Below are 21,689 nucleotides of genomic sequence, written 5' to 3' on the forward strand. Positions count from 1 at the left end.
TAGGTCAGCGGACCGTTTTTTACAAGGCCTGTGGTTCAGGCCTTTTTCTTTATGGATGCAATGCTCAGAGACCGGCTTCCTGGCGCAGGATGGCGGCTTTGTCCGTGTGCTCCCAGGGCAGGTCGACGTCCGTGCGGCCGAAGTGGCCATAGGCTGCCGTCTGCTTGTAGATGGGGCGGCGCAGGTCGAGCATCTTGATGATGCCGGCCGGGCGCAGGTCGAAATGCTTGTTGACGAGCGCTTCGATCTTCTCTTCATCGACCTTGTTCGTGCCGAACGTATCCACCATGACGGATACCGGGTGTGCGACGCCGATGGCATAGGCCAGCTGAATCTCGCAGCGGTCGGCGAGGCCGGCGGCGACGATGTTCTTTGCGACGTAGCGGGCGGCATAAGCGGCGCTGCGGTCGACCTTCGTGGGGTCCTTGCCCGAGAAGGCGCCGCCACCGTGACGGGCCCAGCCGCCATAGGTATCGACGATGATCTTGCGGCCCGTGAGTCCCGAGTCGCCCTGCGGGCCGCCGATGACGAACTTGCCCGTCGGGTTGACAAAGATCCGCGTGTCGTCGCGCAGCAGCTCAGCAGGAACAACGGCCTTGATGACATGCTCGATGAGGTCCTTGCGGATCTGCTCGAGCGAGACATCCTCATCGTGCTGCGTCGAGATGACAATGGTATCGACAGCCACCGGCTTGTTGTCCTCGTAGAGGATCGTGACCTGGGTCTTGCCATCCGGGCGCAGATACGGCAGCGTGCCATCCTTGCGGACTTCGGCGAGGCGGCGTGCGAGGCGGTGTGCGAGTGCGATCGGCAGCGGCATGTACTCCGGCGTCTCATTCGTCGCATAGCCGAACATCATGCCCTGGTCGCCGGCGCCGATGGCGTCCTCGATATCCATGTCGCCTTCACGTGCCTCGAGCGCCTGGTTGACGCCCTGCGCGATATCCGGGGACTGCTCGTCCAGCGAGACGAGGATGCCGCAAGTCTCGGCGTCAAAGCCGTACTTGGCGCGCGTGTAGCCGATCTCACGCACCGTCTCGCGGATGATCTTCGGGATGTCGACGTAGCATTTCGTCGAAATCTCGCCAACGACGTGGACCTGGCCCGTCGTCACGAGCGTCTCACAGGCCACGCGGCCATTCGGGTCCTTCTCGAGGATGGCGTCGAGGATGCTGTCGGAAATCTGGTCGGCCATCTTGTCCGGATGACCTTCCGTGACCGACTCGGAAGTGAATAACATGCGTTTCTTGCTCAATTCATAAACCCCCTTGATGGTTGTTTGGTTTGTATACTGGACAGACAGGCAGAAAAAAGGCTCTCTATAAAAGAGAGCCTTTGCGTACTCTCATCTTATAGGCATGAAACCTAAAGGAATTGGCACCGTTTTGACCGCGTCAATGGTTGCCGCAGCTTCATCGGGCCAGTCCCTCTGCTGCTCTGGATGAGTTCTTATTCTGCTTTGTTGTTACCATCATAACGTATCGGCGAAATGGTGTCAAGTAGAAAAATGAACACAGTTCATTTTTTCATTCGTCGCGGAATTCGCGGATGACGACCTTTTCGGCCTTGTCCGTCGCGCTGAGCTGGACGCTGACGACCTCCTTCGAGGACGTCGGCACGTTCTTGCCCACAAAGTCCGCGCGGATTGGCAGCTCGCGATGGCCGCGGTCAATGAGCACGGCCAGCTGGATGGTCTTCGGACGGCCCATGTCAATGAGCGCGTCAAGTGCTGCGCGGATCGTGCGGCCCGTGTAAAGCACGTCGTCGACGAGGACGATGGTCTTGCCCGTAATGTCGACGGGCAGCTGCGTCGGGTGCACAATTGGCTGATACGAGAGCGTCGAGAGATCGTCGCGGTAGAGTGTGATGTCGAGGACGCCGACGGGCGGACGCTTGCCCTCGATGCGCCCGATGGCTGCGGCGATGCGCTCAGCAATGGGGACGCCGCGCGTGCGGATGCCGACGATGACGAGGTTCTCCACGCCCTTGTTCTTCTCGACGATCTCATGGGAGATGCGCGTCAGGGCACGACGGATCCCCTCGGAATCCATCAAAACGGTCTTATCGGTCAGTACTGGCATAGAAATCCCTCCAGACTACAAAACAGTTGGTCACACCAAATCTTCAGCGCTTATACTTTGCCCGCAGGACCTTGAGAATGTTCGCCATATCCTCGGGCAGCGGAGCCGTGAAGGTCATGCGCTCGCGCGTCACGGGATGCGTGAGCGAGAGGCTCAGGGAGTGCAGCGCCTGCCCCTCGATGGCAAACGGGCAGGCTTTGCGCGGACCGTACTTGGGGTCGCCGAGCACGGGATGCCCGATGCTCGCCATGTGCACGCGGATCTGATGCGTGCGCCCCGTCTCGAGGCGGCATTCGACGAGCGTGTAGTCGCCGAAGCGCTCAAGCACGCGGAAATGCGTCACGGCAGGCTTGCCGTGCTCGTGGACGATGGCCATTTTCTTGCGGTCCGTCGGATGGCGGCCGATGTCACCCTTGATGATGCCAGCCTCCTCGCGGATATTGCCGCAGACGATGGCGTTGTAGATGCGGTGCGCCGTCTTCGTGCGGATCTGTTCCGCAAGGTCGATATGCGCCGCATCGTTCTTCGCCGCCACCATGACGCCCGACGTGTCCTTGTCGAGCCGGTGAACGATGCCCGGCCGAATCTCGCCGTTGATGCCCGAGAGGTCGTGGCAGTGGAACAGGAGTGCGTTGACGAGCGTGCCCGAATAGACGCCTGTCGCCGGATGCACGACCATGCCGCGCGGCTTGTTGACGACGATGATGTCGGCATCCTCGTAGAGGACATCGAGCGGGATATCTTCCGGCAGGATGGCGACGGGCTGTGCTGCAGGAATCGTGAGCGAGACCATTTCCCCTGCCTGCAGCTTGTAATTGGATTTGCGCGCCCTGCCGCTCACCTCGGCCTTGCCGGCCGCGACGAGTTTCTGGATGTGCGCGCGCGAGAGCTCCGGCTCCATGCGGGTCAGAAACACATCGAGACGTTCGCCCTCCTTGTCAGCCGTATACTGTTTGCTTTCCTCCGCCATATATCACCCATCCGTTTCTTTTTAGTCTTTCATGCGAAATATAATCGCGTAAATCATGCTGGCCACGCCAAGGACGATGGCCACATCGGCGACGTTGAACACCGGCCAGATGCGGAAATCGAAGAAATCGATGACCACGCCGAGCCGGATGCGGTCGATGAGATTGCCCACGGCGCCGGCAAGCAGCGCCACGCAGCCGTAATAGAAAAAGGCGTCCTGACGGCGCAGCCGGTCACGGCAGCAAAAGAAGGCGACCATGAGAGCCATGGCAGCCAGAATGAAGAACCAGCGCGCATGCTCGAGGAGGCCAAAGGCCGCGCCGGGATTCAGCACATACGTCAGGTGGAAGACGGAGCCCAGGACCGGCACGCTTTCGCCAGGCAGGAAAACCGCATCCACGATGAATTTCGTCAGCTGATCTGCGACGAGGATCAGGAAAAACAATACGAGAGCCATCTGGTGTCGCTTATCCTTCCTGTACAGGCGCTGCCGCAGCCTGTTCATCAGCGGCCGGTGCTGCTGCCTGCGCGGCCGTTTCCGCCGGCGCATGGTTCATGGCATCCTCGAGCACGGCGAGCTCCGACTCGAGCGCAGCCTTCACGCGGCAAAGAAAGGCACTGCGCTCCCCCGTCAGGCGCTCGTAAGCAGCCTGGGCATCGCGGACCTTCTGCTCGGCATCCGCCGTCATCTGGCGGGCGGCGAGCTCGGCCTCGCGGCGCATGTTCTGGCACTCCTTGGCCGTGTTGTCGCGCAGCTCCTGCGCGTTCTGCTTGGCCGTGGTCGTGACTTCTTCTGCCGTCTTCTGTGCGACGAGCAGCGTATCCTTGAGGTTCTTCTCGAGCTTCTGGTACTGGGCGTTGTCCTGCTGAGCACGCGCGAGCTCTTCCTTGAGCTTGTCGTTCTCGCGGAACAGCTTCTCGTAATCGTTGACGACCTGGTCGAGGAAATCATCGATCTCATCCTCGTCATAGCCGCGGAAGCTGCGTTTGAATTCTTTGTTGTGAATATCCAGTGGTGTAAGCAATGCTAAGATCCCCTATCTCTCTTAAATATAACGCTTGAGCACGACGACCGTGCGCCCCTTCTTCGTCTGGCCGCGGACTTCCGCGACTTCGAGGCGGCCGCGGCCGCGCATGGAGATGATATCCCCTTCCTTGACCGTCTGCGATGCGCTCTTGACATGCTGCCAGTTGAGCTTCACCTTGTCGGCCGCGATATCGGCTGCGGCGCGGCTGCGCGAGGAGCCGAAGCCCGAGGCCGCAATCGAATCGATGCGCAGCGAGGCCACGGTCGCGCGAATCTCCTTGCAGCGTTCCTCGCGCGGCGCGATGTCCGCAAGGTTTGCCTCTTCGCAGGTGACGCCGACAGCGCCGATCTTCGTGAGATTCTGCAAGAGGTATGACGCCATCTTCGTATCGCAGAGGATGCGCACGGAATCCGCCGTCACGAGGAGATCCCCGAGGCGGTCGCGCTCAATGCCGAGCCCCATGAGGGCGCCGAGCACGTCGCGGTGGCTCAGGCGTGCGAACTGTCCGTTCCAACTCGCCTTGATGCAGGCGATGTCAAAGCCTGCAGGCTTTCCCTGGAAGTCCTCGTGGACGTACATGGCGCGGGCGCGCTCAGCGCCCGGGTAGCCACCGTCAAAGTCGACACGCAGATTGCCGTAATTGGCCGCGACCGTCTCGGCGATTTCCTGGCAAAACGGATCCAAAAAGCCGCTGATGCGGAACTTCTGCGTGCGCTGCACGGTTTCGGCAAGGTCCGTGAGCTTGATGACGGCTTCTTCGCCTTCCGTGCCCTTATAGAAACGAATGAGTTTTTCTTTCTGTTCACTTGCCATAGATTATTTCTTTCCTAACTCCTTTGATTTCTCCGTCGCGGCGAGCACGGCGTCGATGAGGGCACCGCGCACACCGCGCTGCTCCATGACCCGGACGCCTGCGATGGTCGTGCCCGCAGGGCTCGTCACCTGGTCGCGCAGCACATCGGGGTGCCTGCCCGTCTCGAGGACCATCTTCGCGGCGCCCAGGAGCGTCTGCGCCGCGAGCTCAATGGCCGCCGGACGCTTGAGCCCCGCCGCCACGCCGCCGTCGGCGAGCGCGTCGATCATCAGGAATGCATAGGCAGGGCCGCTGCCCGAAAGCCCCGTGACAGCATCCATGGCCGCTTCGGATACTTCGACGGCCCGGCCGGCTGACGCGAGGAGCTCCTGCACGACAGCTGCCGCCTGACGGTCCGCATGTGTGCCGCAGGCAAAGGCCGACATGCCGGCACCGACGGCCAGCGGCGTATTCGGCATGACGCGCACGACGGGCTGCTCCGGAAAAGCCTTCTCGAGGACCGAAAGCGTCAGGCCGGCAACAATCGAAAGGATGATCGCATCCTTGCGGACCCTGCCCTTCACTTCCTCCATGGCCTTGGCCGCAGCCTGCGGCTTGATGGCCAGCACGAGCACATCAACGGCCCCGGCAAAGCCGTCGGCGCCGACACTCGTGTGGATGCCGTAGTGTTCCGCGAGTTCCTCACAGCGCTTCGCCTTGTGGTCGGAAACGTAGATATCCTCGCGGTCCACCGTACCCTGCGTGATGGCAGCGACGATAGCCTCTGCCATCGCGCCGCCGCCGATAAAGCCAACCTTCCCCATCGGAAAATCCCCTTTCTGCGTCTGTGCTGGATAACAAAAAAGAATCAAAAGACCGGCTCCGGCTTACTTCTTGAGCCAGGGCATCTCGGCTGAAACCTTGCGTTCCTCTTCCGTATACGTCACATTGACATTGCTCGGCGCACAGAGGAAGACGTTATGACCGACCTTCTTGATCTCACCGTTGAGCGCATACGTCGTGCCGCTGATGAAGTCGATGATGCGCTTCGCGGATTCAGCGTCCGTATGTTCGAAATTGATGACGACCGGCTTGCGCTCGCGCAAGTTGTTGGCGACCTGCTGGGCATCGTCAAAGGTCTTCGGCTCGATGATGATGACCTTCATCTTGGCCGCCACGACATTCTCGCGTACCGAAGCACCGGAATGGAGATTGACCACATTACTCGCCTCCTCGCGGCGTTCCTGACGGGCGCCGGGTTCCTCCTTATCGTAAGGGCGCTTTTTCTGATCCTGATCCATGTCTTCCTCCTCAAGGTCCAGGTTTTCATCTTCCGGATCCGAAAGCCCAAACTTGCCACAAATCTTATCGATGACATTCATGCGTAAACACTCCTCTAGTACTGACGCGGGCCGAAGATGGCTGTGCCGACCCGGACGATATTGGCTCCTTCTTCGACGGCGATGGTGTAATCATGGGTCATGCCCATTGATAAATATGATATATTCGCGGTCTTGAAGGGAATTTCCTTTACCTGCTGGAAAATTTCATACATTTCATGGAACAGGGGACGGCAGTCCTCGACGTTCTCGTAATTCGGCGCGATGCACATGAGGCCGCGCAGCCGCAGATTCGGCAGTTCATCGACGAGGTCGAGCAGTGGCCGCAGATCTTCCTTGTAGACACCGGACTTGCTCGCTTCCTTCGCGAGGTTGACCTGCACGAGCACATCCTGCAGCTTGCCAAGCTTGCCGGCCTCATGGTCGAGCGCCCTTGCCAGATGCTCCGAATCGACCGAATGGATGAGGCTGAAATACTTGACCGCCTGTCTGGCCTTGTTCGTCTGCAAATGGCCGATGAGATGCCACATGACGTCGCGCTCAAGGACATCGAATTTGCTCTTGGCTTCCTGGATGCGGTTCTCGCCGATATCCGTGACGCCGGCATCGATGGCCTCGCGCATCGCGGCGACGTCATGGTTCTTCGTGACGGCCACGAGCTTCACGGGCGCATTCTTCGGCACGCGCGTGCGCCGCGCCATGGCGGCACTGATTTCTGCTTCTACCTGATGGAGTCGTTCTGCGATCATGAATAATCCCCCATTCCCCAGATGATCTCACTTGTACGATATATGATGATTTACGATTGCTTCTTCAGCGCGATGACGGCTGCCATGCGCCCCGTCCTGCCGCCGTCGGCACGGTAGGAATAGAAGATGGCGTGATTGCAGGCTGTGCAGACAGAGGCACAGTCGATATGCTCGCGCGGAATGCCCGCCTCCTCGAGTTGAAGGGTATTCGCCGCCCAGAGGCTCAGATGCGTGTGCCCCGGCTGCGGCTCTGTGAAGAGCTCGCGCTCGTGCCCCGGAAAGGCCGCGCGGAACTGCTCAGCGACCTCCGCGCCCACCTCGTAGCAGCAGGGTCCGATGGACGGGCCGATGCCGACGAGGATGTCCTCCACGCGGCTGCCGAACTCGTCCTGCATGCGCCAGACGGTCTTGGCGGCGATGCGGCGCACAGTGCCCTTCCAGCCGCCATGGGCGATGCCCACGGCCCGGCGCACAGGATCGAGAAAGAGGATGGGCGTGCAGTCGGCAAAACAGAGCAGAAGCGGCAGATCCTCTTCGTCTGTGATCAGTGCGTCGGTCGCCGCGATGGCATCGTCATAAGAGAGTGCGCCGCGGCCGGCATCACGCGCCGTCACGCGCGCGATGGCCTCGCCGTGAACCTGCTCCGGCGTCACGAGACGCGCGGCGTCGAGGCCGAGCGCCGTGAGATAGCGCCGGCGGTTCACGATGACAGCCTCCGGCTCATCGCCGACATGCAGCGCAAGGTCGAGCGAATCGCAGGGCGCCTTGCTCACACCGCCCAGACGGCCCGACAGGCCGTGTGCGGCCACCTCTGACGGAAACGAAGAAAAGGAACCGCTCCAGATACCCGAAGCGATCTGTTTTAACTCGAAACTCATCGAAACCCCTCTTTCTGCTTTCTGCGGGCCAGGCCCGGATACGATAAAATCGGCACAATCAGCAAAATCGGCCGGGGCGTCTCAGCAGACGCCGCAGCGGTGGCAGCCCTCGAAGCACGGGATTGTCGGCTCGAGACGCTGCGAGCGCTGCAATTCCTTGTAGAGATACGCTTTCTCGAACCCCATATCGAGCCGCTCCCAGGGGAAGAGCTCGTCCTCCGGGCGGCGGCGGTAGAGATAGAATGCCGGGTCAAGCGAACATTCCTTGAGCGCGCGCTTGAACGCCTTGCTGCCGCCCAGCTCGTGCGCGCGCATCAGGGCCTCGGCGACACGGCGGTCGCCGCGCGAGAGCACGCCCTGGATATAGGCTTCCTTCGGCGACTCGATGTTGACGATGATATGCTTGCGCCTGCGCAGGGTCTTCTCGAGGCGCTTGAGGCGCTTCTCGACGACACGGCGGTCGGCCATTGGCTCCCACTGGAATGGCGTGAACGGCTTCGGGATGAAGGGATTGACCGAAAGCGTCAGCGTACCCTTGCTGCCCTTTTCCTCCATATAGTCCTTGAGGCGGTTCGTCATATCGATGATGGCATCGATATCCTCCTCCTCCTCAAACGGCAGGCCGACCATGATGTAGAGGCGGAAATTCCGGATGCCCGCCGCCAGCCCGAGATCCATCGATGTGAACAGATGGTGTTCCTCGATGCCCTTGTTGATGACGGCACGCATGCGCACGCTGCCGGCCTCGGGCGCCATCGTCAGCGTCTTGAGGCCGCTCTCGGCGAGCGAATCGACGAGCTCCTTCGTGACGGAATCGGCGCGGAACGAGGCCACCGACATCGAGAGCCCCTCGCCGAGGATGTCCTTGCAAAGCGCGTTGATCTCGGGATAGTCTGAGATTGCCGCCCCCATGAGGCCGATGCGCTTGCGGTATTTAAGCGCCTCCTGCACCTCCGCCTCGATGACTGGCAAGGACCGGTTCCGGGGCTTGCGGAAGCAGTAGCCGGCCATGCAGAAGCGGCAGTGGCGGCCGCAGCCGCGCGCCGTTTCGATGAGGTAGAAATTGAATTCCGTATTGTCCGTCACGACGATGGTATGCGCCGGCCAGGCATCGAGGTCCCTGACCCACTGGCGTGAGACAGCGGCGGGCGCACCCGGCAGCGGCTCGATGGACACGAGCGTGCCGTCTTCTGCATAGCGGTGCTCGTAGAGCGACGGCACGTAAACGCCCGGCACACGTGCGAGCTTCTGCAGCGTTTCCGTGCGCGTCAGGCCCTCGCGCTTTGCTTCCTGGTACGCATCCATGAAGGCGGGCATAATGACCTCGCCCTCGCCGATGATGAAGGCATCAAAGATGGCGGAGAGCGGCTCGGGATTGAACGTCGGGCACGGGCCGCCGGCAATCAGGATGGGGTCGCGCTCGCCGCGCTCAGAGGCACGCGCCTTGACGCGCCCGAGTTCCAGCAGTTTGAGGATGTTGAAGTAATCCATCTCAAAGGATACGGCGAACGCAATCAGCGGGAATTCGTAAAGCGGCGTCTGATTTTCCAGCGTCATGACAGGCGTGCGCGTGTTCTCGTAGCGCGCGAGGTCCTGCCGGTCCGGCAGGAAGGCGCGTTCACAGGCCACATCGGGCCGCTTGTTCAAGAGGTCATAAATGATGTGGAACCCGAGGTTCGACATGCCGACAAAGTAGGAATTCGGATAGACGAGAGCCGTCCTCGTCCGCGTTCCCGCCGGATACCGGTAATAGCCGCGTTCCTCCTCGAGCTGTTTCTGCAGCCCCTTCTTCAATTCCCAATCCAATCGCAAATTCCTCCACGTATGCGCTTTATGCGTTCCTGTCCTTACTCTTATTTTCCCTCCGGCTTCTCTGCCGGATCCTTCTGTTCCTTGCGGGCCTGCAGGTCGCGCAGCTCCTCGAGGAAACTCGAGATATCCGCGAACTTGCGGTAGACCGACGCGAAGCGGATGTAGGCCACGTCGTCAAAATCCTTGAGCTTCTCCATGACGAGATTGCCGATTTCCTGCGAGGAAATCTCCTGGTCCATCGTGTTGCGGATGTCGCGCTCGATCTCATTGACGAGGGCGATGATGCGCTCCATCGAGATATCGCGCTTGTCACAGGAGCGGATGATGCCGTTGAGGATCTTGTCGCGCTTGAATACCTCGCGGCGCCCGTCGTGCTTGACGACCATCAGCGGCATCTTCTCCACAACCTCATACGTCGTGAAGCGGCGGCCGCAGCCATTGCATTCCCTTCGCCGGCGGATGGTCGTACCGTCTTCTGTCGCGCGGGAATCCACCACCCGGCTGTCGGCCTGCTTGCAATATGGACATCTCATGGCTGCACCTTCTTTTCCTGTTTCCCTTGTTTTCCCTGTTTATGCTGGCGTCGCGAACGGCCCGGATGCTCCTGCCTGTCCTGCTCGCGCGGCCGCACGAGGCATTTTGGGCCGAAGCCGATGAGGTCCTCGCGATGGGCCATGTGCAGGGCCTTGCGGACGATATCGTGATTCTTCGGCAGCCAGTACTGCATGAGCGCCCGCTGCATCTTCTTCTCTTCGTATGACTTGGCCGTGTAGACCTTTTCACCCGTCAGCGGATGAATCCCCGTGTAGTACATGCAGGTCGAGAGCGTGCCCGGCGTCGGGATGAAATCCTGCACCTGCTGCGGATGATAACCCATGTCGCGGATGAACTCCGCGAGCTCGATGGCATCGCTGAGCTCCGAGCCCGGATGGCTCGACATGAAATACGGCACGAGATATTGTTTCTTGCCGAGCTTCTCGTTCATGCGGCGGAACTTCTCGACAAAGCGCAGGTAGACCTCGCGGTTCGACTTGCCCATGAGCTCCGTCACGCGGTCCGAGATGTGCTCAGGCGCAATCTTGAGCTGGCCGCTGATGTGATGCTCGCAGAGCTCGCGCAGGAAATCATCCTTGGCGAGCAGCAGATAATCGAAACGAATGCCCGAGCGCACGAAAACTTTCTTGACGCCCGGCAGACTCCGGAGCTCACGCAAGAGCTTGATGTAATCCGAATGATCGGCGACGAGCTGCCGGCACGGCACCGGCGAGAGACATGGCTTGCCGCGGCAGGTGCCGCGCTTCAGCTGACCGTCGCAGGACGTGCGGCGGAAATTGGCTGTCGGGCCGCCAACATCGTGGATGTAGCCCTTGAAGCCTTTCATCTTTGTCAGGATCTTCGCCTCACGTATGAGCGACGCATGGCTGCGCCGCTGGATGATGCGCCCCTCATGCGAGATGATGGCGCAGAAATTGCAGCCACCGAAGCAGCCGCGCTGCGAGACGAGACTGAACTGCACTTCCTGGATGGCCGGCACGCCGCCCATCTTGTCGTAGATGGGATGCCAGGTCCGCATGTACGGCAGGCCGTAGACCTCATCCATCTGCTCTTCGCCAAGCGGCAGCGCCGGCGCATTCTGCACGACGCACCACTCGTCATTCTGCTGCAGGAGGCGGCGTCCGCGAATCGGGTCCTGCTCGAGGTATTCGAGCTTGAAGGCCTCGGCGAACTTCAGCTTGTCGCGGCAGACCTCCGCAAACGAGGGCAGCTCGAGATAATCCCAGGCGTAATCCTTGCTCGGCACGCGGTAGCACGTGCCCTTGACGTCCTGGATGTTTTCGACTGCGACCCCCTGCTGCAGATTGGCCGCGATCTCGAGGATGGCGCGCTCGCCCATGCCGTAGATCAAAAGGTCCGCCTGGCTGTCGACGAGAATCGAGCGGCGCAGCGCATTCGTCCAGTAATCGTAATGCGCGAGCCGCCTGAGGCTCGCCTCGATGCCGCCGATGACGATGGGTACGTCGGGATAAAGCTCACGCAGGCGGTTGCAGTAGACGATTGTCGCGCGCTCCGGCCGGTAGCCGGCGCGGCCGCCCGGCGAATACGCATCCTGATGGCGGACTTTCTTGGCCGCCGTGAACTTGTTGAGCAGCGAATCCATATTGCCCGCGGAAACAAGGAACCCCAGCCGCGGCTTTCCCAGGCGGTCGAAGTCCTTGGTGGAATGCCAGTCTGGCTGGGGAATGATACCAACCTTATACCCATGTTTCTCGAGGAGACGGCAGATGATGGCCGGACCAAAGCTCGGGTGATCGACATAGGCATCACCCGAGATGAAGACAAAGTCAAGCTGCTCCCAGCCGCGCTCGTTCATGTCGCGGCGTGAAATCGGTAAAAAGCCATTCATCAGTTTGCATCCTTCGTGAACGTCTTATTGGCGACCTGGCCTTCCTTGCCAGCCTTGCCAAGCTCCTTGCCATTGACCGTGAATTCGACGGCACCGGCGTTGCCGGCGCGGACCGTCACGTTCTCCTGGCCCTTCCAATCCATCGAGTCGCCCTTCTTGAGCGTGCCCTCGTAGACAACCTTGCCGTCGGCCTTGACCTCGATCCAGCAGTCGTCGCTGAACTTGCCCGTGACTTCGACGCCGTCATACGTCTTCTGCGGCTCGGCCGCCTGTTGCTGCTGCGCCTGCTGCGGAGCCGGTGCCGGCGTCTCGGAGGACGAAGATCCCAAGAGATATGCCGCCACGCCGACCACGACGACGAGCACGACCGCGAGGATGATGAACTTGCCGCGGTTCGAGTCCGAGGAAGGCGCAGAAAACGAGCGCTGTACAGGGGCTGCCTTGCGCGCCTTATGCTCCTGGCGTGCAGGTGCTGCCGGACGCTGCGGTGCTTTCCGCGGTGCGGCGGCAGGTGCCGGCGCAGCTTTCGTCTCAGCCGGCGCCTTTTTCTCCTCGGCTGCTGCAGGCTGTGCAGCAGCCGCTGCCGTCTCGCGGGCCTTCGATGCCTGCTCCTTCTGCGGGGCGGCCGGTGCCGCCTTGACTTTCGCTGCCTGCGCGACCGGAGCAGCCGCGGCCTTCTCCGGATGACGCTCCGCCACGAACTCATGCACGAGTTCCGTCGCATTGAGCTTCAGGTAGTTGGCATAGTTGCGGATGAAGCCCTTCGTGTAGACCTCGCCCGGCAGCTGCTCGTAATCCCCTTTCTCAATGCATTCAATATATAAAGCCCGGATACTCGTACCCTTCTCGATATCCTTGACCGTAAGATTCTGCTTTTCGCGCTCTGCGCGCAGTTTATCGCCGACCATTCCATTACCTCCTTGAAATCAGCCCTTGCATAGAGCCATCCCAATTTATTATACATGAAATCATAGTATTTGCAAATGATTTGCCAAATGCACAAAAAAGGCACTCACTTGCGCAAGTGCCACGTAAAATTTTCATGATGCATGACGGATTTCTGCCACAGCCTGACGAAGCGCTGCCGCGAACGCCGTAACCTCCGCCTCCGTCGTGAAGCGCCCGAGCGTGACGCGCAGGGCCGTCCGCGCCTCATCCGGCGACTGCCCCATGGCCAGCAGCACGTGCGAGGGCTCAAGCGAACCCGCGCTGCAGGCGCTGCCCGCCGAGACGGCAAAGCCCATGAGATCGAGCTTTATGAGCAGCGTTTCCTGGTCGATGCCGGAAATGGCGAGGTTAAGGTTGCCCGGCAGGCGATGCTCCGCGTCACCGTTGAGCGTCATGCCCGGTATCGCCTGCACCTGCTGCCAAAGAGTGGCGCGCAGCGCGAGCAGTCGCTTTGTCTCCACCGCCATCTCCTCCCGCGCGAGCTCGGCAGCCTGTCCGAGGCCGACGATGCCCGGCACATTCTCCGTGCCGGCCCGCTGCGAACGCTCCTGTTCACCGCCACAGATCAGCGGCTTTACGGCAAGGCCGCGCCTCATGTAGAGCGCGCCCGTGCCCTTCGGGCCGTAGAGCTTGTGACCGGAGAGCGAAAGCGCATCGACGTTTAGCTTCTCCACATCGATGGGAAGATGCCCCGCCGCCTGCACGGCATCCGTGTGGAAGGGCACGCCGCGTTGGCGGCAGATGGCGCCGATGGATGCGATGGGCTCAACGGTCCCGACCTCATTGTTCGCCATCATGACGCTGACGAGGATCGTATCGGGGCGCAGCGCCGCCTCCACATCCTCGGGGGCGACGCGGCCCTTGTCATCGACGGACAGATACGTCACGGCAAAGCGGTCCTTCGGCAGAGCCTCGCAGGCCCGCAGGACGGCGTGATGCTCGACGGCCGTCGTCACGATATGACCGTGCCCGCAGGCTGCCGCCACACCCTTGATGAGCCAGTTGTCGCTCTCGCTGCCGCCGCTCGTGAAGAAGATTTCCTCCGGCGAGGCTCCGAGCAGGGATGCCACCTGGCGGCGCGCCACGGCCACGGCCCGGCGCGCCTCGCGGCCGAACGAATAGAGGCTCGACGGATTGCCGAAGTGCTGCGTGAAATACGGCAGCATGGCAGCGACGACGCGCTCATCCACCGGCGTCGTCGCCGCATAATCGAGATAGACAGGCTTCACCGCGCACACCCCACTTTCTGCGAGATATGGTCTTTGTCATTGCAGAGATCATAGAGCGTGATGTTGTTGAGCACGCTGCTGATGCTGTCACAGACTTTCTCCCAGACGCCGCGCGTCACGCAGTCGCAGGCCCTGTCGCAGGGCTGCTCGGACGATTCAGCACTCGTCAGCAGGCAGTCGACGAGCGCGATGGGCCCCTCGACCGTCGTGATGATCTCCCCAATCGTAATCTCAGCCGGACTCTTCGCGAGCATGTAGCCGCCCTGCGCGCCGCGCACGCTCTTGACGATGCCGGCACGGCGCAGCGGTACCATGAGCTGCTCGAGATAATTCTCAGAAAGCCCTTGACTCCTGGCGATGTTCTTCAGGCATACGGCGCCTTCCCCGTAATGGAGCGCAAGCTCATAGAGCGCCGTCACACTGTATCTTCCCTTGGTCGATATCTTCATCTCGGATACCTCATTGAACAATCATAAACAGAATATATGAATCGAATTCCGAGTAATTTCCTCGGATTTAAATGCTATAGACAATATAGCAGAAATGCACCGCCCTGTCAAAAGACATCTGTCCTGTTCCGTCAGGTATTCTCATCCTCATGGAAACGCTCGGGCCAGCATTTCCTGAGGTAATCGCGCAGGCGCTTCTCCTCGCCGTTCTCCGTCGGCTCGTAATAATGCGCATGGCGCATGGCCTCCGGAAGATAGGACTGCCGCTTGAAATGGCCCGGGAAATCGTGCGGATAGATGTAGCCCCTGCCATGGCCGAGCGTCTCGGCCCCTTTGTAGTGAGAATCGCGCAGATGCACGGGCACGCTGCCGCAGTTGCGGCCGCGCACGTCGGCAAGCGCCGCATCGATGCCGAGATACGCGGCGTTCGATTTCGGCGCCGAGGCGATGTACGTCACGGCCTGTGCCAGGGGGATCCTGGCCTCGGGCATGCCGACAAACTGCACAGCCTGCACGGCCGACATCGCGACGACGAGCGCCATCGGGTCGGCATTGCCCACATCCTCCGCTGCGCAGATGGCGACGCGCCGCGCGATGAAATTCGTATCCTCGCCGGCTGCAAGCATGCGCGCGAGATAGTGGAGCGCCGCATCGGGATCGCTGCCGCGCATGCTCTTGATGAAGGCTGAAACCGTATCGTAATGGTTGTCGCCCGTCTTGTCATAGCGCTGCACGCGCTCGCCCGTGATCTCGTCGAGCAGTTCCATCGTGAGTTTGCCGCCCGCCGGCGGCAGCATGGCGGCCGCACCCTCGAGCACATTGAGCGCCATGCGGGCGTCGCCGTTTGCGAGCTGAGCGATTGCCGGCAGGACGCCTTCATCGGCCGTGATGCTGCGGCTGCCGAGCCCGCGCTCCGCATCGCCAAGCGCGCGCTTCAAGATGGCGAGCAGCTGCCCGTCCGTCAGGGGCCGCAGCCGCACGATGCGCACGCGCGACAAGAGCGCATGGTTGACCTCGAAGAACGGGTTCTCCGTCGTCGCGCCGATGAGCACGAGCCGCCCGTCCTCCACGTACGGCAGCAGGACATCCTGCTGGCTCTTGTTGAAGCGGTGGATTTCGTCGATGAAGACGATCGTGCGGCGCTGATAATAGCGCCGGGCTTCCTCGGCTTCCTTGACGATCTTGCGGATATCGGCGATGCCCGCCGAGACGGCATTGAGCTTCTTGAACGCGCTGTGCGTCATCTGTGCAATCATCTGCGCGAGCGTCGTCTTGCCCGTGCCCGGTGGTCCGTAAAAGATCAACGACGGGATCTGGTCACGCTCGATCATGCGGCGCAGGAAATGCCCCGCGCCCACGGCCTCCTGCTGGCCGATGAACTCCGCGAACGTCCGCGGCCGCATGCGCTGCGCGAGTGGCTCGAACGCATGCAGCGCACCGCCGGCAGGCGACTCCTGCATGGCGGCATCATGGGGGGCATCCTCGGCTGCCGGCCCCGCAAAGAGATCCATGCCGAGGCCGCCCATATCAACCTTGTCGTCTTTCACACTGCTCCCTCCTCATGCGCGGCCCGTCGAGCCGAAGCCGCCCTTGCGCACGCTGCCCGTACCGGCCGCATCCTCCGTCACCGTCAGATACTTCTGGAAGATACCCTGCGCGATGCGCTCGCCGCGCTCAATCACGACGGGTTCTTGCCCGCGGTTCCAGAGCGCGATGTAGATATGGCCCTCGTTGTCTTCATTATTGTAATAATCCGCATCGACGATGCCCACGCTGTTCATCAGCACGAGGCCGCGCTTGACGGCAAGGCTCGAGCGGATGTGGATCGTCAGCATCTCATCGGGCTGCATGTACGCCTTGAGCCCCGTCGGCACCATCGCCATCTGCTGCGGCTCGATAACGGCGCGCTCGGCCGCCTCGAGATCGTAGCCGGCGCTCGCTGCCGTCTTGCGCTGCGGCAGTGTGATGCCAAGCCCCTCATACGACGACACGACGGCAAAGCCCCTGCCCTTCTTTTCCATCATATTCTTCATCCCTTTGTTTCATACATTTCATTCATCTGCGGATACAAAAAAGGCCCTCCTCGAAGAAGGGCCTCCATAAGGCAAGAGGCATCAAGCCTCTTCGCTCTTCCGTTCACCCGTGGCGACGACCGTCCCCTTGACCGGGCGGGCCGGCGTGATTGTGGAGATGGCATGCTTGTAGACCATCTGCTGCTTGCCCATGCTCTCGAGCACGACCGTGAAATTATCGAATCCCTTGACATTGCCCTTGATCTGGAAGCCATTGACGAGATGGATCGTCACGGCGATGTTCTCTTTGCGCACCTGATTCAAGAAACTGTCCTGCAGGTTGATTGTCTTATTTGGCATAGGAATGGGTCCCCCTTACTTCTATGATTACTGCTTATAGGAAAAGATTCGACTCCTGTGGCCAAAATCCTGCCAGATCCCGCAAAACCTCTGCGAAAAGTTCCTGCTCCGGGCGGTTGTCCATCGCATACCAGCGGATGTACGGCATCTTGCGGTACCAGGTCAGCTGACGCTTCGCGAAATGGCGCGTGCCCTTCTTGATGGCGTCAACGGCTTCCTCGCGCGTCAGCTCGCCCGCGAGATACGCCGCCATCTCCTTGTAGCCGATGCCCTTCATCGCGGGCATCGCGCGCGTCACCTGCGAAGCGAGCAGACCGCGCACCTCCTGCTCGAGTCCCGCCTCCATCATGAGATCAACGCGGCGGTTGATGCGCTCGTAGAGGGCTGGCCGCTCCCACGCGAGGCCGATGACAAAGGCATCGTAAGCGAGCTCCTGCCCGTCATCATAGGCGCGCGTGCGCGAAATCTGCTCGCCGCCAAAATGCGCGACCTCGAGTGCCCGGATGACGCGCGGGATATTGTGCGCGTGAATCGTCCCGGCAGACTCCGGATCCACCTGTACAAGCCGCGCGTAGAGGGCTTCGCGCCCCTCACGCTCGCAAAGTTCGCGCATCTCCTCGCGGAACGCCTGATGCTCGCCCGTCTCATTGAACGTGTAATCCTCGAGCAGGGCCTTTAAATAAAGGCCCGTGCCGCCCGCGATGATGGGGATGCGCCCCTCCGCGCTGAGCCGGCGGATGATGGCTCCGGCCTGCTGCTGGAACTGCGTCACACTGTACGACTGCGAGGGCTCGAGGATATCGATGAGATGGTGCGGGATGCCGCGCCGTTCCGCCGGCGTCGGCTTGGCCGTGCCGATATCAAACCCCTTGTAGACGAGCATCGAATCGCCTGAGATGATCTCCGTGCCGAGCCGTTCCGCGAGATCGAGCGACAAGGCCGTCTTGCCAGACGCCGTAGGCCCCAGGATAACGATGACCTTTGACACATCCGCCCTCACAGTTCTCTTGACTCGCCCGGCTCGACGATATGAACCTCGGCGCGCGTCATCGCCTCGGTGATTTCCTTGTAATGACGCACATCCTGGTTGATGATTGGCCAGGTATTGTAATGCACGGGAATCACATGCGGCGCATTGAGCAGCTGCGCGGCCATCGCCGCATCCTCGAGGCCCATCGTGTAGTTGTCGCCAATCGGCAGGATGGCATAATCGAGCGTATCCTTGTGGCCGATGAGCTGCATGTCGCTGAAGAGTGCCGTATCGCCGGCGAAATAGATGACGAGGCCGCCCATGTAGATGACGTAGCCGCAGGCCACGCCACCCGCAACGCCCGAACTGTGCTGTGCGAGCGTCATACGGACCTTGCCGAACGGCAACGTTAGCGAACCGCCGAGATTCATCGGATGCTGTTTGAGACCCGGCAGGCGCTCTTCACAGATGGCCAGCACCTCCGGGATGCCCACGAGCTCCGCGCCCGTGTGGCCCGCGATCTCCGGCGCATCGCCGAGATGATCGCCGTGCGCGTGCGTGATGAGGATATAGTCGCACTCCACCTCATCCGCCTTGATTGCAGCCTTCGGGTTGCCCGTCAGGAACGGATCGCAGAGCACCTTGTATTTCCCATCGTCGAGCAGGAAACAGGAATGACCGTAATACGTGTATTTGACCATATGACTTCCATCCTTTCTTCGTAAATGGTATCCTAATAATAAGTATACCATGTGATTCGACAAAAAAGCGAGGTAATGTTCATGTCCGAGCATCGTTTTCATCTGCCGCAGCTCACAGCCGTCTCCGCCTCTCCCGCCGTGCCGCAGGAAACCGGCCTGCTCGTGAGCGGCGGCCGTGCACCAGACGTCCGCTGGCTGCACGAAGCCGCCCGTGGTCGCAGGCTCATCGCCGTCGACCACGGCCTCGACGCCTGCCGGAAGGCAGGACTCCGCCCCGCCAGCCTCATCGGCGACGGCGACAGCGCGAGCCCTCTCGCCTGGGAACAGGCCAAAGCCAGCGGCATCCCCATTCACGCATACCCGCCCGAGAAAGACGACACGGACACGCAGCTCGCGCTGACCATCGCCCATGAGGAAGGCATGCCAGCCGCGCTGCTCACGGGCGTCTTCGGCGGCCGCTTCGACCACGCCTACAGCACGATTTTCAGCTGTGCCGCCGCGCCGCTGCGCTGCGTGCTCGCCGACGAGCGCGAAGCCCTCTTCTACCTCAAGGACGGCGAAAATATCGCCATCACCTGTCATGTGCGCCCCAAGGCCATCTCCCTGCTGCCGCTGACGCCGCTGGCAGAGGGTGTGACCGCAGACGGCGTGCACTGGCCGCTTGCTGACGCCACCCTGCCACAGCTGCTGCCGCGCGCTGTCAGCAACGTGCTCGAGCCGCCGCAGGACACCTTCCGCGTCTCCCTCAGGCAGGGCATCCTCGGCATTTACCTCGTCTGGGGCGATGCCTGAAAGCGGCGCTGACGCACGGCCTCGTAGAGCACGACGGCCGCCGAAACGCCGACGTTGAGCGATTCCGCGCGGCCGTACATCGGGATATAGACTTTCTGTGCCGCCACGAGCAGCCCTTCTGAGACGCCGTTCCCCTCGTTGCCGAAGACGATGGCCGAGGGCTTGCAAAAATCCGCCGCAAAGAGCGGCTGCGCCGTCTCGTCGAGCGCCGTCGCCAGGAGCTGCCACCCCTTGCGCTTCGCCAGTTTGCTGATTGTGGCAGACTCCATGTCCTGCAGGATTGGCAGGTGGAAGATCGAGCCCATCGAAGCACGCACGACCTTGTCGCTATAGATATCAACCGAGCCCTTCGTCAGGATGATGCCGTCCGCGCCAATCGCATCGGCCGTGCGGATGATCGTGCCCGCATTGCCGGGGTCCTGCACGCCGTCGAGCACTACATAGAGCGCGTCACCCGTCGCGCCAAGCTCCATTGATTGCCACCGCGGCTGCCGCATGACAAGGAAGATGCCCTGCGGCGTGTCCGTCGCGGCCACGCGCCGCGCGAGCTGATCCGAGATCTCATAGAGCGGGCCCCGTTCCCTGAGCGCCTGCAGCAGATGGCTGCCGCGTTCTTTTCCCGCTAGCTCCTGCGTGTAGAGGCCGAAGACGAGCTCCCAGCCGGATTCTGCGGCCATCTCCGCGAGGCGCACGCCCTCCACGCGAAAAAGTCCCTGCTTCTGCCGATGCTTGCGCAAAAGCAGGCTCTCCATCTGCTTGATCTTCTTGTTGGCCGGGCTGTCAATGCGTTCTGCCATCACCGTCTCCCCCATCCTTCTGTCCTGCTATCCTGCCGCCTTTTGGCAGCGCACCATAAATCCAAAACCATATGAGAAAACGGGCCCGCGAGGCTCTGCTTCATCGTGCAGAGCTTCGACGGGCCCGCCTCGTTATCGTGATAACGAATTACTGGTTCTCTTTGGCAACAGCGACGAGCTGTGCGAAAGCCTTCTCATCGGAGATAGCGAGGTCAGCCAGCATCTTGCGGTTGACTTCAACGCCAGCCTTCGTCAGGCCGTTGATGAGCTTGCTGTAGGAAATGCCGTTCGTGCGAGCAGCGGCATTGATACGAGCGATCCAGAGACGACGGAAGTTGCCCTTCTTGGCACGGCGGTCACGGCGTGCGTAGTAGAGAGCCTTCATGACAGTCTCATTGGCTTTCTTGAACTGTTTGCTCTTGGAACCCTTGTAGCCCTTTGCGAGCTTCAGGATCTTCTTATGACGTCTATGTGCAGTCACGCCTACTTTAACTCTTGGCATGTTCTTATCCTCCTAAAATCTATCTATCGCTGTCCCTCGGATTAACCGTTCGGGAGCATGTTCTTTACGCGGCCAAAATCAGCGCCAGCTACGAGCGTAGCCTTGCGCAGGTTGCGCTTGCGCTTCGGAGACTTCTTCTCCAGGATGTGGCTCTTGAAAGCCTTGTTACGTTTGAATTCACCGCTGCCCGTTACGGAAAAGCGTTTTGCTGCAGCTCTGCGAGTCTTAATCTTCGGCATTACTGTTTCCTCCCTTAATCTGCGTCTTGTTCGACTTTTTCTTTGATGCCTTCTGCACCTTCGGTGCGACGATCATCGTCATATTTTTTCCTTCAAGTTTGGCATTGCGCTCGACGGAGACGCGATCTCCGAGCTGTGCAGCCACACGAGCGAGTACCTCCTTGCCGAGTTCCGGATGCGAAAGCTCGCGGCCACGGAACATGATCGTTACCTTGACCTTATTCCCTTCCTCGACAAAGCGAAGTGCATTCTTCAACTTGACGTCAAAATCGTGTTGCTCAATGTTCGGGCGAAGCTTGACCTCTTTGATGTTGATGGTCTTCTGTTTTTTCTTCGCTTCTTTCTCCCGTTTCTGCTGCTCATAGCGGTATTTGCCGAAATCCATGATGCGGCAGACCGGCGGCTTGGCCTTTGGCGCAACCTCGACGAGGTCAAGATGCTGTTCCTCTGCCATGCGCAGTGCTTCGCGAGTCGGCATGATGCCGAGCTGTTCGCCCGTGGCGCTGGTCACGCGGACTTCGCGGATGTGGATCTGTTCGTTGATGCGTAACGATTCCCTGCTAATGGTAAAAACACCTCCTGCAAGATAGTATATAATAAAAAAGAAAAAAGAGGCGGCATAAAGCCACCTCTCAT

The 21,689-nt window shown here is 60.8% G+C and carries 26 protein-coding genes, 1 riboswitch and 1 other annotated feature (1 of these 28 cut by a window edge); of the genes, 1 reads left to right on the forward strand and 25 read right to left on the reverse strand.

Annotated features, from left to right (window positions below):
* Positions 1-64: 64 nt before the first annotated feature.
* The 21 genes from metK to DWZ54_RS02985 all read right to left on the reverse strand — a co-directional run bounded on the left by metK (position 65) and on the right by DWZ54_RS02985 (position 18,723).
* Positions 65-1,240, reverse strand: coding sequence for a methionine adenosyltransferase (gene metK / locus DWZ54_RS02885; protein WP_118474479.1), 1,176 nt, complete (start codon positions 1,238-1,240; stop codon positions 65-67).
* Between the two features lie 102 nt (positions 1,241-1,342).
* Positions 1,343-1,448: riboswitch (SAM riboswitch) on the reverse strand.
* A gap of 78 nt (positions 1,449-1,526) precedes the next feature.
* Positions 1,527-2,081, reverse strand: a complete 555-nt coding sequence (gene pyrR / locus DWZ54_RS02890; protein WP_118014166.1) for a bifunctional pyr operon transcriptional regulator/uracil phosphoribosyltransferase PyrR — start codon at positions 2,079-2,081, stop codon at positions 1,527-1,529.
* A 43-nt stretch (positions 2,082-2,124) separates the two neighbouring features.
* Complete coding sequence (locus DWZ54_RS02895) at positions 2,125-3,051, reverse strand: RluA family pseudouridine synthase (RefSeq protein ID WP_118474421.1); 927 nt, start codon at positions 3,049-3,051, stop codon at positions 2,125-2,127.
* A 21-nt stretch (positions 3,052-3,072) separates the two neighbouring features.
* Positions 3,073-3,507, reverse strand: coding sequence for a signal peptidase II (lspA, locus tag DWZ54_RS02900; protein ID WP_118474422.1), 435 nt, complete (start codon positions 3,505-3,507; stop codon positions 3,073-3,075).
* A 10-nt stretch (positions 3,508-3,517) separates the two neighbouring features.
* The gene (locus DWZ54_RS02905; RefSeq protein WP_118474423.1) at positions 3,518-4,075 is read right to left on the reverse strand and encodes a DivIVA domain-containing protein; all 558 of its coding nucleotides are present in this window, start codon (positions 4,073-4,075) and stop codon (positions 3,518-3,520) included.
* A 21-nt stretch (positions 4,076-4,096) separates the two neighbouring features.
* Positions 4,097-4,891: an RNA-binding protein gene (locus DWZ54_RS02910; protein WP_118474424.1), complete on the reverse strand. Its 795-nt coding sequence runs from the start codon at positions 4,889-4,891 to the stop codon at positions 4,097-4,099.
* Between the two features lie 3 nt (positions 4,892-4,894).
* Positions 4,895-5,695: a pyrroline-5-carboxylate reductase gene (gene proC, locus DWZ54_RS02915; protein ID WP_118474425.1), complete on the reverse strand. Its 801-nt coding sequence runs from the start codon at positions 5,693-5,695 to the stop codon at positions 4,895-4,897.
* A 63-nt stretch (positions 5,696-5,758) separates the two neighbouring features.
* Positions 5,759-6,253: a cell division protein SepF gene (locus DWZ54_RS02920; protein WP_118014178.1), complete on the reverse strand. Its 495-nt coding sequence runs from the start codon at positions 6,251-6,253 to the stop codon at positions 5,759-5,761.
* 14 nt (positions 6,254-6,267) lie between these two features.
* Entirely contained in the window at positions 6,268-6,960 is a 693-nt protein-coding gene (locus DWZ54_RS02925) for a YggS family pyridoxal phosphate-dependent enzyme (protein WP_118474426.1), read from the reverse strand.
* Between the two features lie 50 nt (positions 6,961-7,010).
* The gene (gene pgeF / locus DWZ54_RS02930; RefSeq protein ID WP_118474427.1) at positions 7,011-7,838 is read right to left on the reverse strand and encodes a peptidoglycan editing factor PgeF; all 828 of its coding nucleotides are present in this window, start codon (positions 7,836-7,838) and stop codon (positions 7,011-7,013) included.
* Positions 7,839-7,919: 81 nt separating this feature from the next.
* On the reverse strand, positions 7,920-9,644 hold the full coding sequence (locus DWZ54_RS02935) for a TIGR03960 family B12-binding radical SAM protein (RefSeq protein ID WP_118474428.1): 1,725 nt from the start codon (positions 9,642-9,644) through the stop codon (positions 7,920-7,922).
* A 47-nt stretch (positions 9,645-9,691) separates the two neighbouring features.
* Entirely contained in the window at positions 9,692-10,183 is a 492-nt protein-coding gene (gene nrdR, locus DWZ54_RS02940; protein WP_118014186.1) for a transcriptional regulator NrdR, read from the reverse strand.
* The gene (locus DWZ54_RS02945; RefSeq protein ID WP_118474429.1) at positions 10,180-12,054 is read right to left on the reverse strand and encodes a YgiQ family radical SAM protein; all 1,875 of its coding nucleotides are present in this window, start codon (positions 12,052-12,054) and stop codon (positions 10,180-10,182) included. Before DWZ54_RS02945 ends, nrdR begins: the two co-directional genes overlap by 4 nt.
* Positions 12,054-12,962, reverse strand: coding sequence for a helix-turn-helix domain-containing protein (locus DWZ54_RS02950; RefSeq protein WP_118474430.1), 909 nt, complete (start codon positions 12,960-12,962; stop codon positions 12,054-12,056). Before DWZ54_RS02950 ends, DWZ54_RS02945 begins: the two co-directional genes overlap by 1 nt.
* Before the next feature lie 132 nt (positions 12,963-13,094).
* The gene (locus DWZ54_RS02955) at positions 13,095-14,231 is read right to left on the reverse strand and encodes a cysteine desulfurase family protein (protein WP_118474431.1); all 1,137 of its coding nucleotides are present in this window, start codon (positions 14,229-14,231) and stop codon (positions 13,095-13,097) included.
* Complete coding sequence (locus tag DWZ54_RS02960; RefSeq protein WP_118014194.1) at positions 14,228-14,680, reverse strand: Rrf2 family transcriptional regulator; 453 nt, start codon at positions 14,678-14,680, stop codon at positions 14,228-14,230. The genes DWZ54_RS02955 and DWZ54_RS02960 overlap by 4 nt, the downstream gene beginning before the upstream one ends.
* 131 nt (positions 14,681-14,811) lie before the next feature.
* Entirely contained in the window at positions 14,812-16,140 is a 1,329-nt protein-coding gene (locus DWZ54_RS02965; protein ID WP_233541600.1) for a replication-associated recombination protein A, read from the reverse strand.
* Between the two features lie 99 nt (positions 16,141-16,239).
* Positions 16,240-16,704 (reverse strand): dUTP diphosphatase, encoded by a 465-nt coding sequence (gene dut, locus DWZ54_RS02970; RefSeq protein ID WP_199663184.1) that lies wholly within the window; start codon positions 16,702-16,704, stop codon positions 16,240-16,242.
* Positions 16,705-16,794: 90 nt separating this feature from the next.
* On the reverse strand, positions 16,795-17,052 hold the full coding sequence (hfq, locus tag DWZ54_RS02975) for an RNA chaperone Hfq (protein ID WP_118014196.1): 258 nt from the start codon (positions 17,050-17,052) through the stop codon (positions 16,795-16,797).
* A gap of 34 nt (positions 17,053-17,086) precedes the next feature.
* Complete coding sequence (gene miaA, locus DWZ54_RS02980) at positions 17,087-18,040, reverse strand: tRNA (adenosine(37)-N6)-dimethylallyltransferase MiaA (protein ID WP_233541598.1); 954 nt, start codon at positions 18,038-18,040, stop codon at positions 17,087-17,089.
* 8 nt (positions 18,041-18,048) lie between these two features.
* Positions 18,049-18,723 carry a metal-dependent hydrolase gene (locus DWZ54_RS02985; protein ID WP_118474433.1) on the reverse strand — a complete coding sequence of 225 codons (675 nt, stop codon included), beginning with the start codon at positions 18,721-18,723 and terminating at the stop codon, positions 18,049-18,051.
* A gap of 81 nt (positions 18,724-18,804) precedes the next feature.
* Here DWZ54_RS02985 and DWZ54_RS02990 point away from each other — a divergent pair, with 81 nt between their 5' ends.
* Positions 18,805-19,515, forward strand: coding sequence for a thiamine diphosphokinase (locus DWZ54_RS02990; protein ID WP_158573598.1), 711 nt, complete (start codon positions 18,805-18,807; stop codon positions 19,513-19,515).
* On the opposite strand, the gene DWZ54_RS02995 is transcribed toward DWZ54_RS02990, so the two are convergent.
* The 4 genes from DWZ54_RS02995 to infC form a co-directional block, all read right to left on the reverse strand.
* Positions 19,491-20,312 (reverse strand): RNA methyltransferase, encoded by an 822-nt coding sequence (locus DWZ54_RS02995; RefSeq protein WP_233541599.1) that lies wholly within the window; start codon positions 20,310-20,312, stop codon positions 19,491-19,493. The two genes, DWZ54_RS02990 and DWZ54_RS02995, sit on opposite strands and share 25 nt — an antisense overlap.
* A 148-nt stretch (positions 20,313-20,460) precedes the next feature.
* Positions 20,461-20,814 (reverse strand): 50S ribosomal protein L20, encoded by a 354-nt coding sequence (rplT, locus tag DWZ54_RS03000; RefSeq protein ID WP_005842448.1) that lies wholly within the window; start codon positions 20,812-20,814, stop codon positions 20,461-20,463.
* A 41-nt stretch (positions 20,815-20,855) separates the two neighbouring features.
* Positions 20,856-21,053, reverse strand: coding sequence for a 50S ribosomal protein L35 (rpmI, locus tag DWZ54_RS03005; protein ID WP_118014204.1), 198 nt, complete (start codon positions 21,051-21,053; stop codon positions 20,856-20,858).
* Entirely contained in the window at positions 21,040-21,648 is a 609-nt protein-coding gene (gene infC / locus DWZ54_RS03010) for a translation initiation factor IF-3 (protein WP_199663201.1), read from the reverse strand. The genes rpmI and infC overlap by 14 nt, the downstream gene beginning before the upstream one ends.
* 2 nt (positions 21,649-21,650) lie before the next feature.
* Positions 21,651-21,689: a sequence feature (ribosomal protein L20 leader region), on the reverse strand; it runs 68 nt beyond the window's last position.

The sequence above is a fragment of the Mitsuokella sp. AF33-22 genome (assembly GCF_003475755.1).
GTDB lineage: Bacteria > Bacillota > Negativicutes > Selenomonadales > Selenomonadaceae > Mitsuokella.

Coding starts and splice junctions, on each gene's coding strand:
- metK (WP_118474479.1), bottom strand. CDS start 1,240: ATGTTATTCACTTCCGAGTCGGTCACGGAAGGTCATCCGGACAAGATG.
- pyrR (WP_118014166.1), bottom strand. CDS start 2,081: ATGCCAGTACTGACCGATAAGACCGTTTTGATGGATTCCGAGGGGATC.
- DWZ54_RS02895 (WP_118474421.1), bottom strand. CDS start 3,051: ATGGCGGAGGAAAGCAAACAGTATACGGCTGACAAGGAGGGCGAACGT.
- lspA (WP_118474422.1), bottom strand. CDS start 3,507: ATGGCTCTCGTATTGTTTTTCCTGATCCTCGTCGCAGATCAGCTGACG.
- DWZ54_RS02910 (WP_118474424.1), bottom strand. CDS start 4,891: ATGGCAAGTGAACAGAAAGAAAAACTCATTCGTTTCTATAAGGGCACG.
- proC (WP_118474425.1), bottom strand. CDS start 5,695: ATGGGGAAGGTTGGCTTTATCGGCGGCGGCGCGATGGCAGAGGCTATC.
- DWZ54_RS02920 (WP_118014178.1), bottom strand. CDS start 6,253: ATGAATGTCATCGATAAGATTTGTGGCAAGTTTGGGCTTTCGGATCCG.
- DWZ54_RS02925 (WP_118474426.1), bottom strand. CDS start 6,960: ATGATCGCAGAACGACTCCATCAGGTAGAAGCAGAAATCAGTGCCGCC.
- pgeF (WP_118474427.1), bottom strand. CDS start 7,838: ATGAGTTTCGAGTTAAAACAGATCGCTTCGGGTATCTGGAGCGGTTCC.
- nrdR (WP_118014186.1), bottom strand. CDS start 10,183: ATGAGATGTCCATATTGCAAGCAGGCCGACAGCCGGGTGGTGGATTCC.
- DWZ54_RS02945 (WP_118474429.1), bottom strand. CDS start 12,054: ATGAATGGCTTTTTACCGATTTCACGCCGCGACATGAACGAGCGCGGC.
- DWZ54_RS02950 (WP_118474430.1), bottom strand. CDS start 12,962: ATGGTCGGCGATAAACTGCGCGCAGAGCGCGAAAAGCAGAATCTTACG.
- DWZ54_RS02960 (WP_118014194.1), bottom strand. CDS start 14,680: ATGAAGATATCGACCAAGGGAAGATACAGTGTGACGGCGCTCTATGAG.
- DWZ54_RS02965 (WP_233541600.1), bottom strand. CDS start 16,140: ATGCAGGAGTCGCCTGCCGGCGGTGCGCTGCATGCGTTCGAGCCACTC.
- dut (WP_199663184.1), bottom strand. CDS start 16,704: ATGATGGAAAAGAAGGGCAGGGGCTTTGCCGTCGTGTCGTCGTATGAG.
- hfq (WP_118014196.1), bottom strand. CDS start 17,052: ATGCCAAATAAGACAATCAACCTGCAGGACAGTTTCTTGAATCAGGTG.
- DWZ54_RS02985 (WP_118474433.1), bottom strand. CDS start 18,723: ATGGTCAAATACACGTATTACGGTCATTCCTGTTTCCTGCTCGACGAT.
- DWZ54_RS02990 (WP_158573598.1), top strand. CDS start 18,805: ATGTCCGAGCATCGTTTTCATCTGCCGCAGCTCACAGCCGTCTCCGCC.
- DWZ54_RS02995 (WP_233541599.1), bottom strand. CDS start 20,312: ATGGCAGAACGCATTGACAGCCCGGCCAACAAGAAGATCAAGCAGATG.
- rplT (WP_005842448.1), bottom strand. CDS start 20,814: ATGCCAAGAGTTAAAGTAGGCGTGACTGCACATAGACGTCATAAGAAG.
- rpmI (WP_118014204.1), bottom strand. CDS start 21,053: ATGCCGAAGATTAAGACTCGCAGAGCTGCAGCAAAACGCTTTTCCGTA.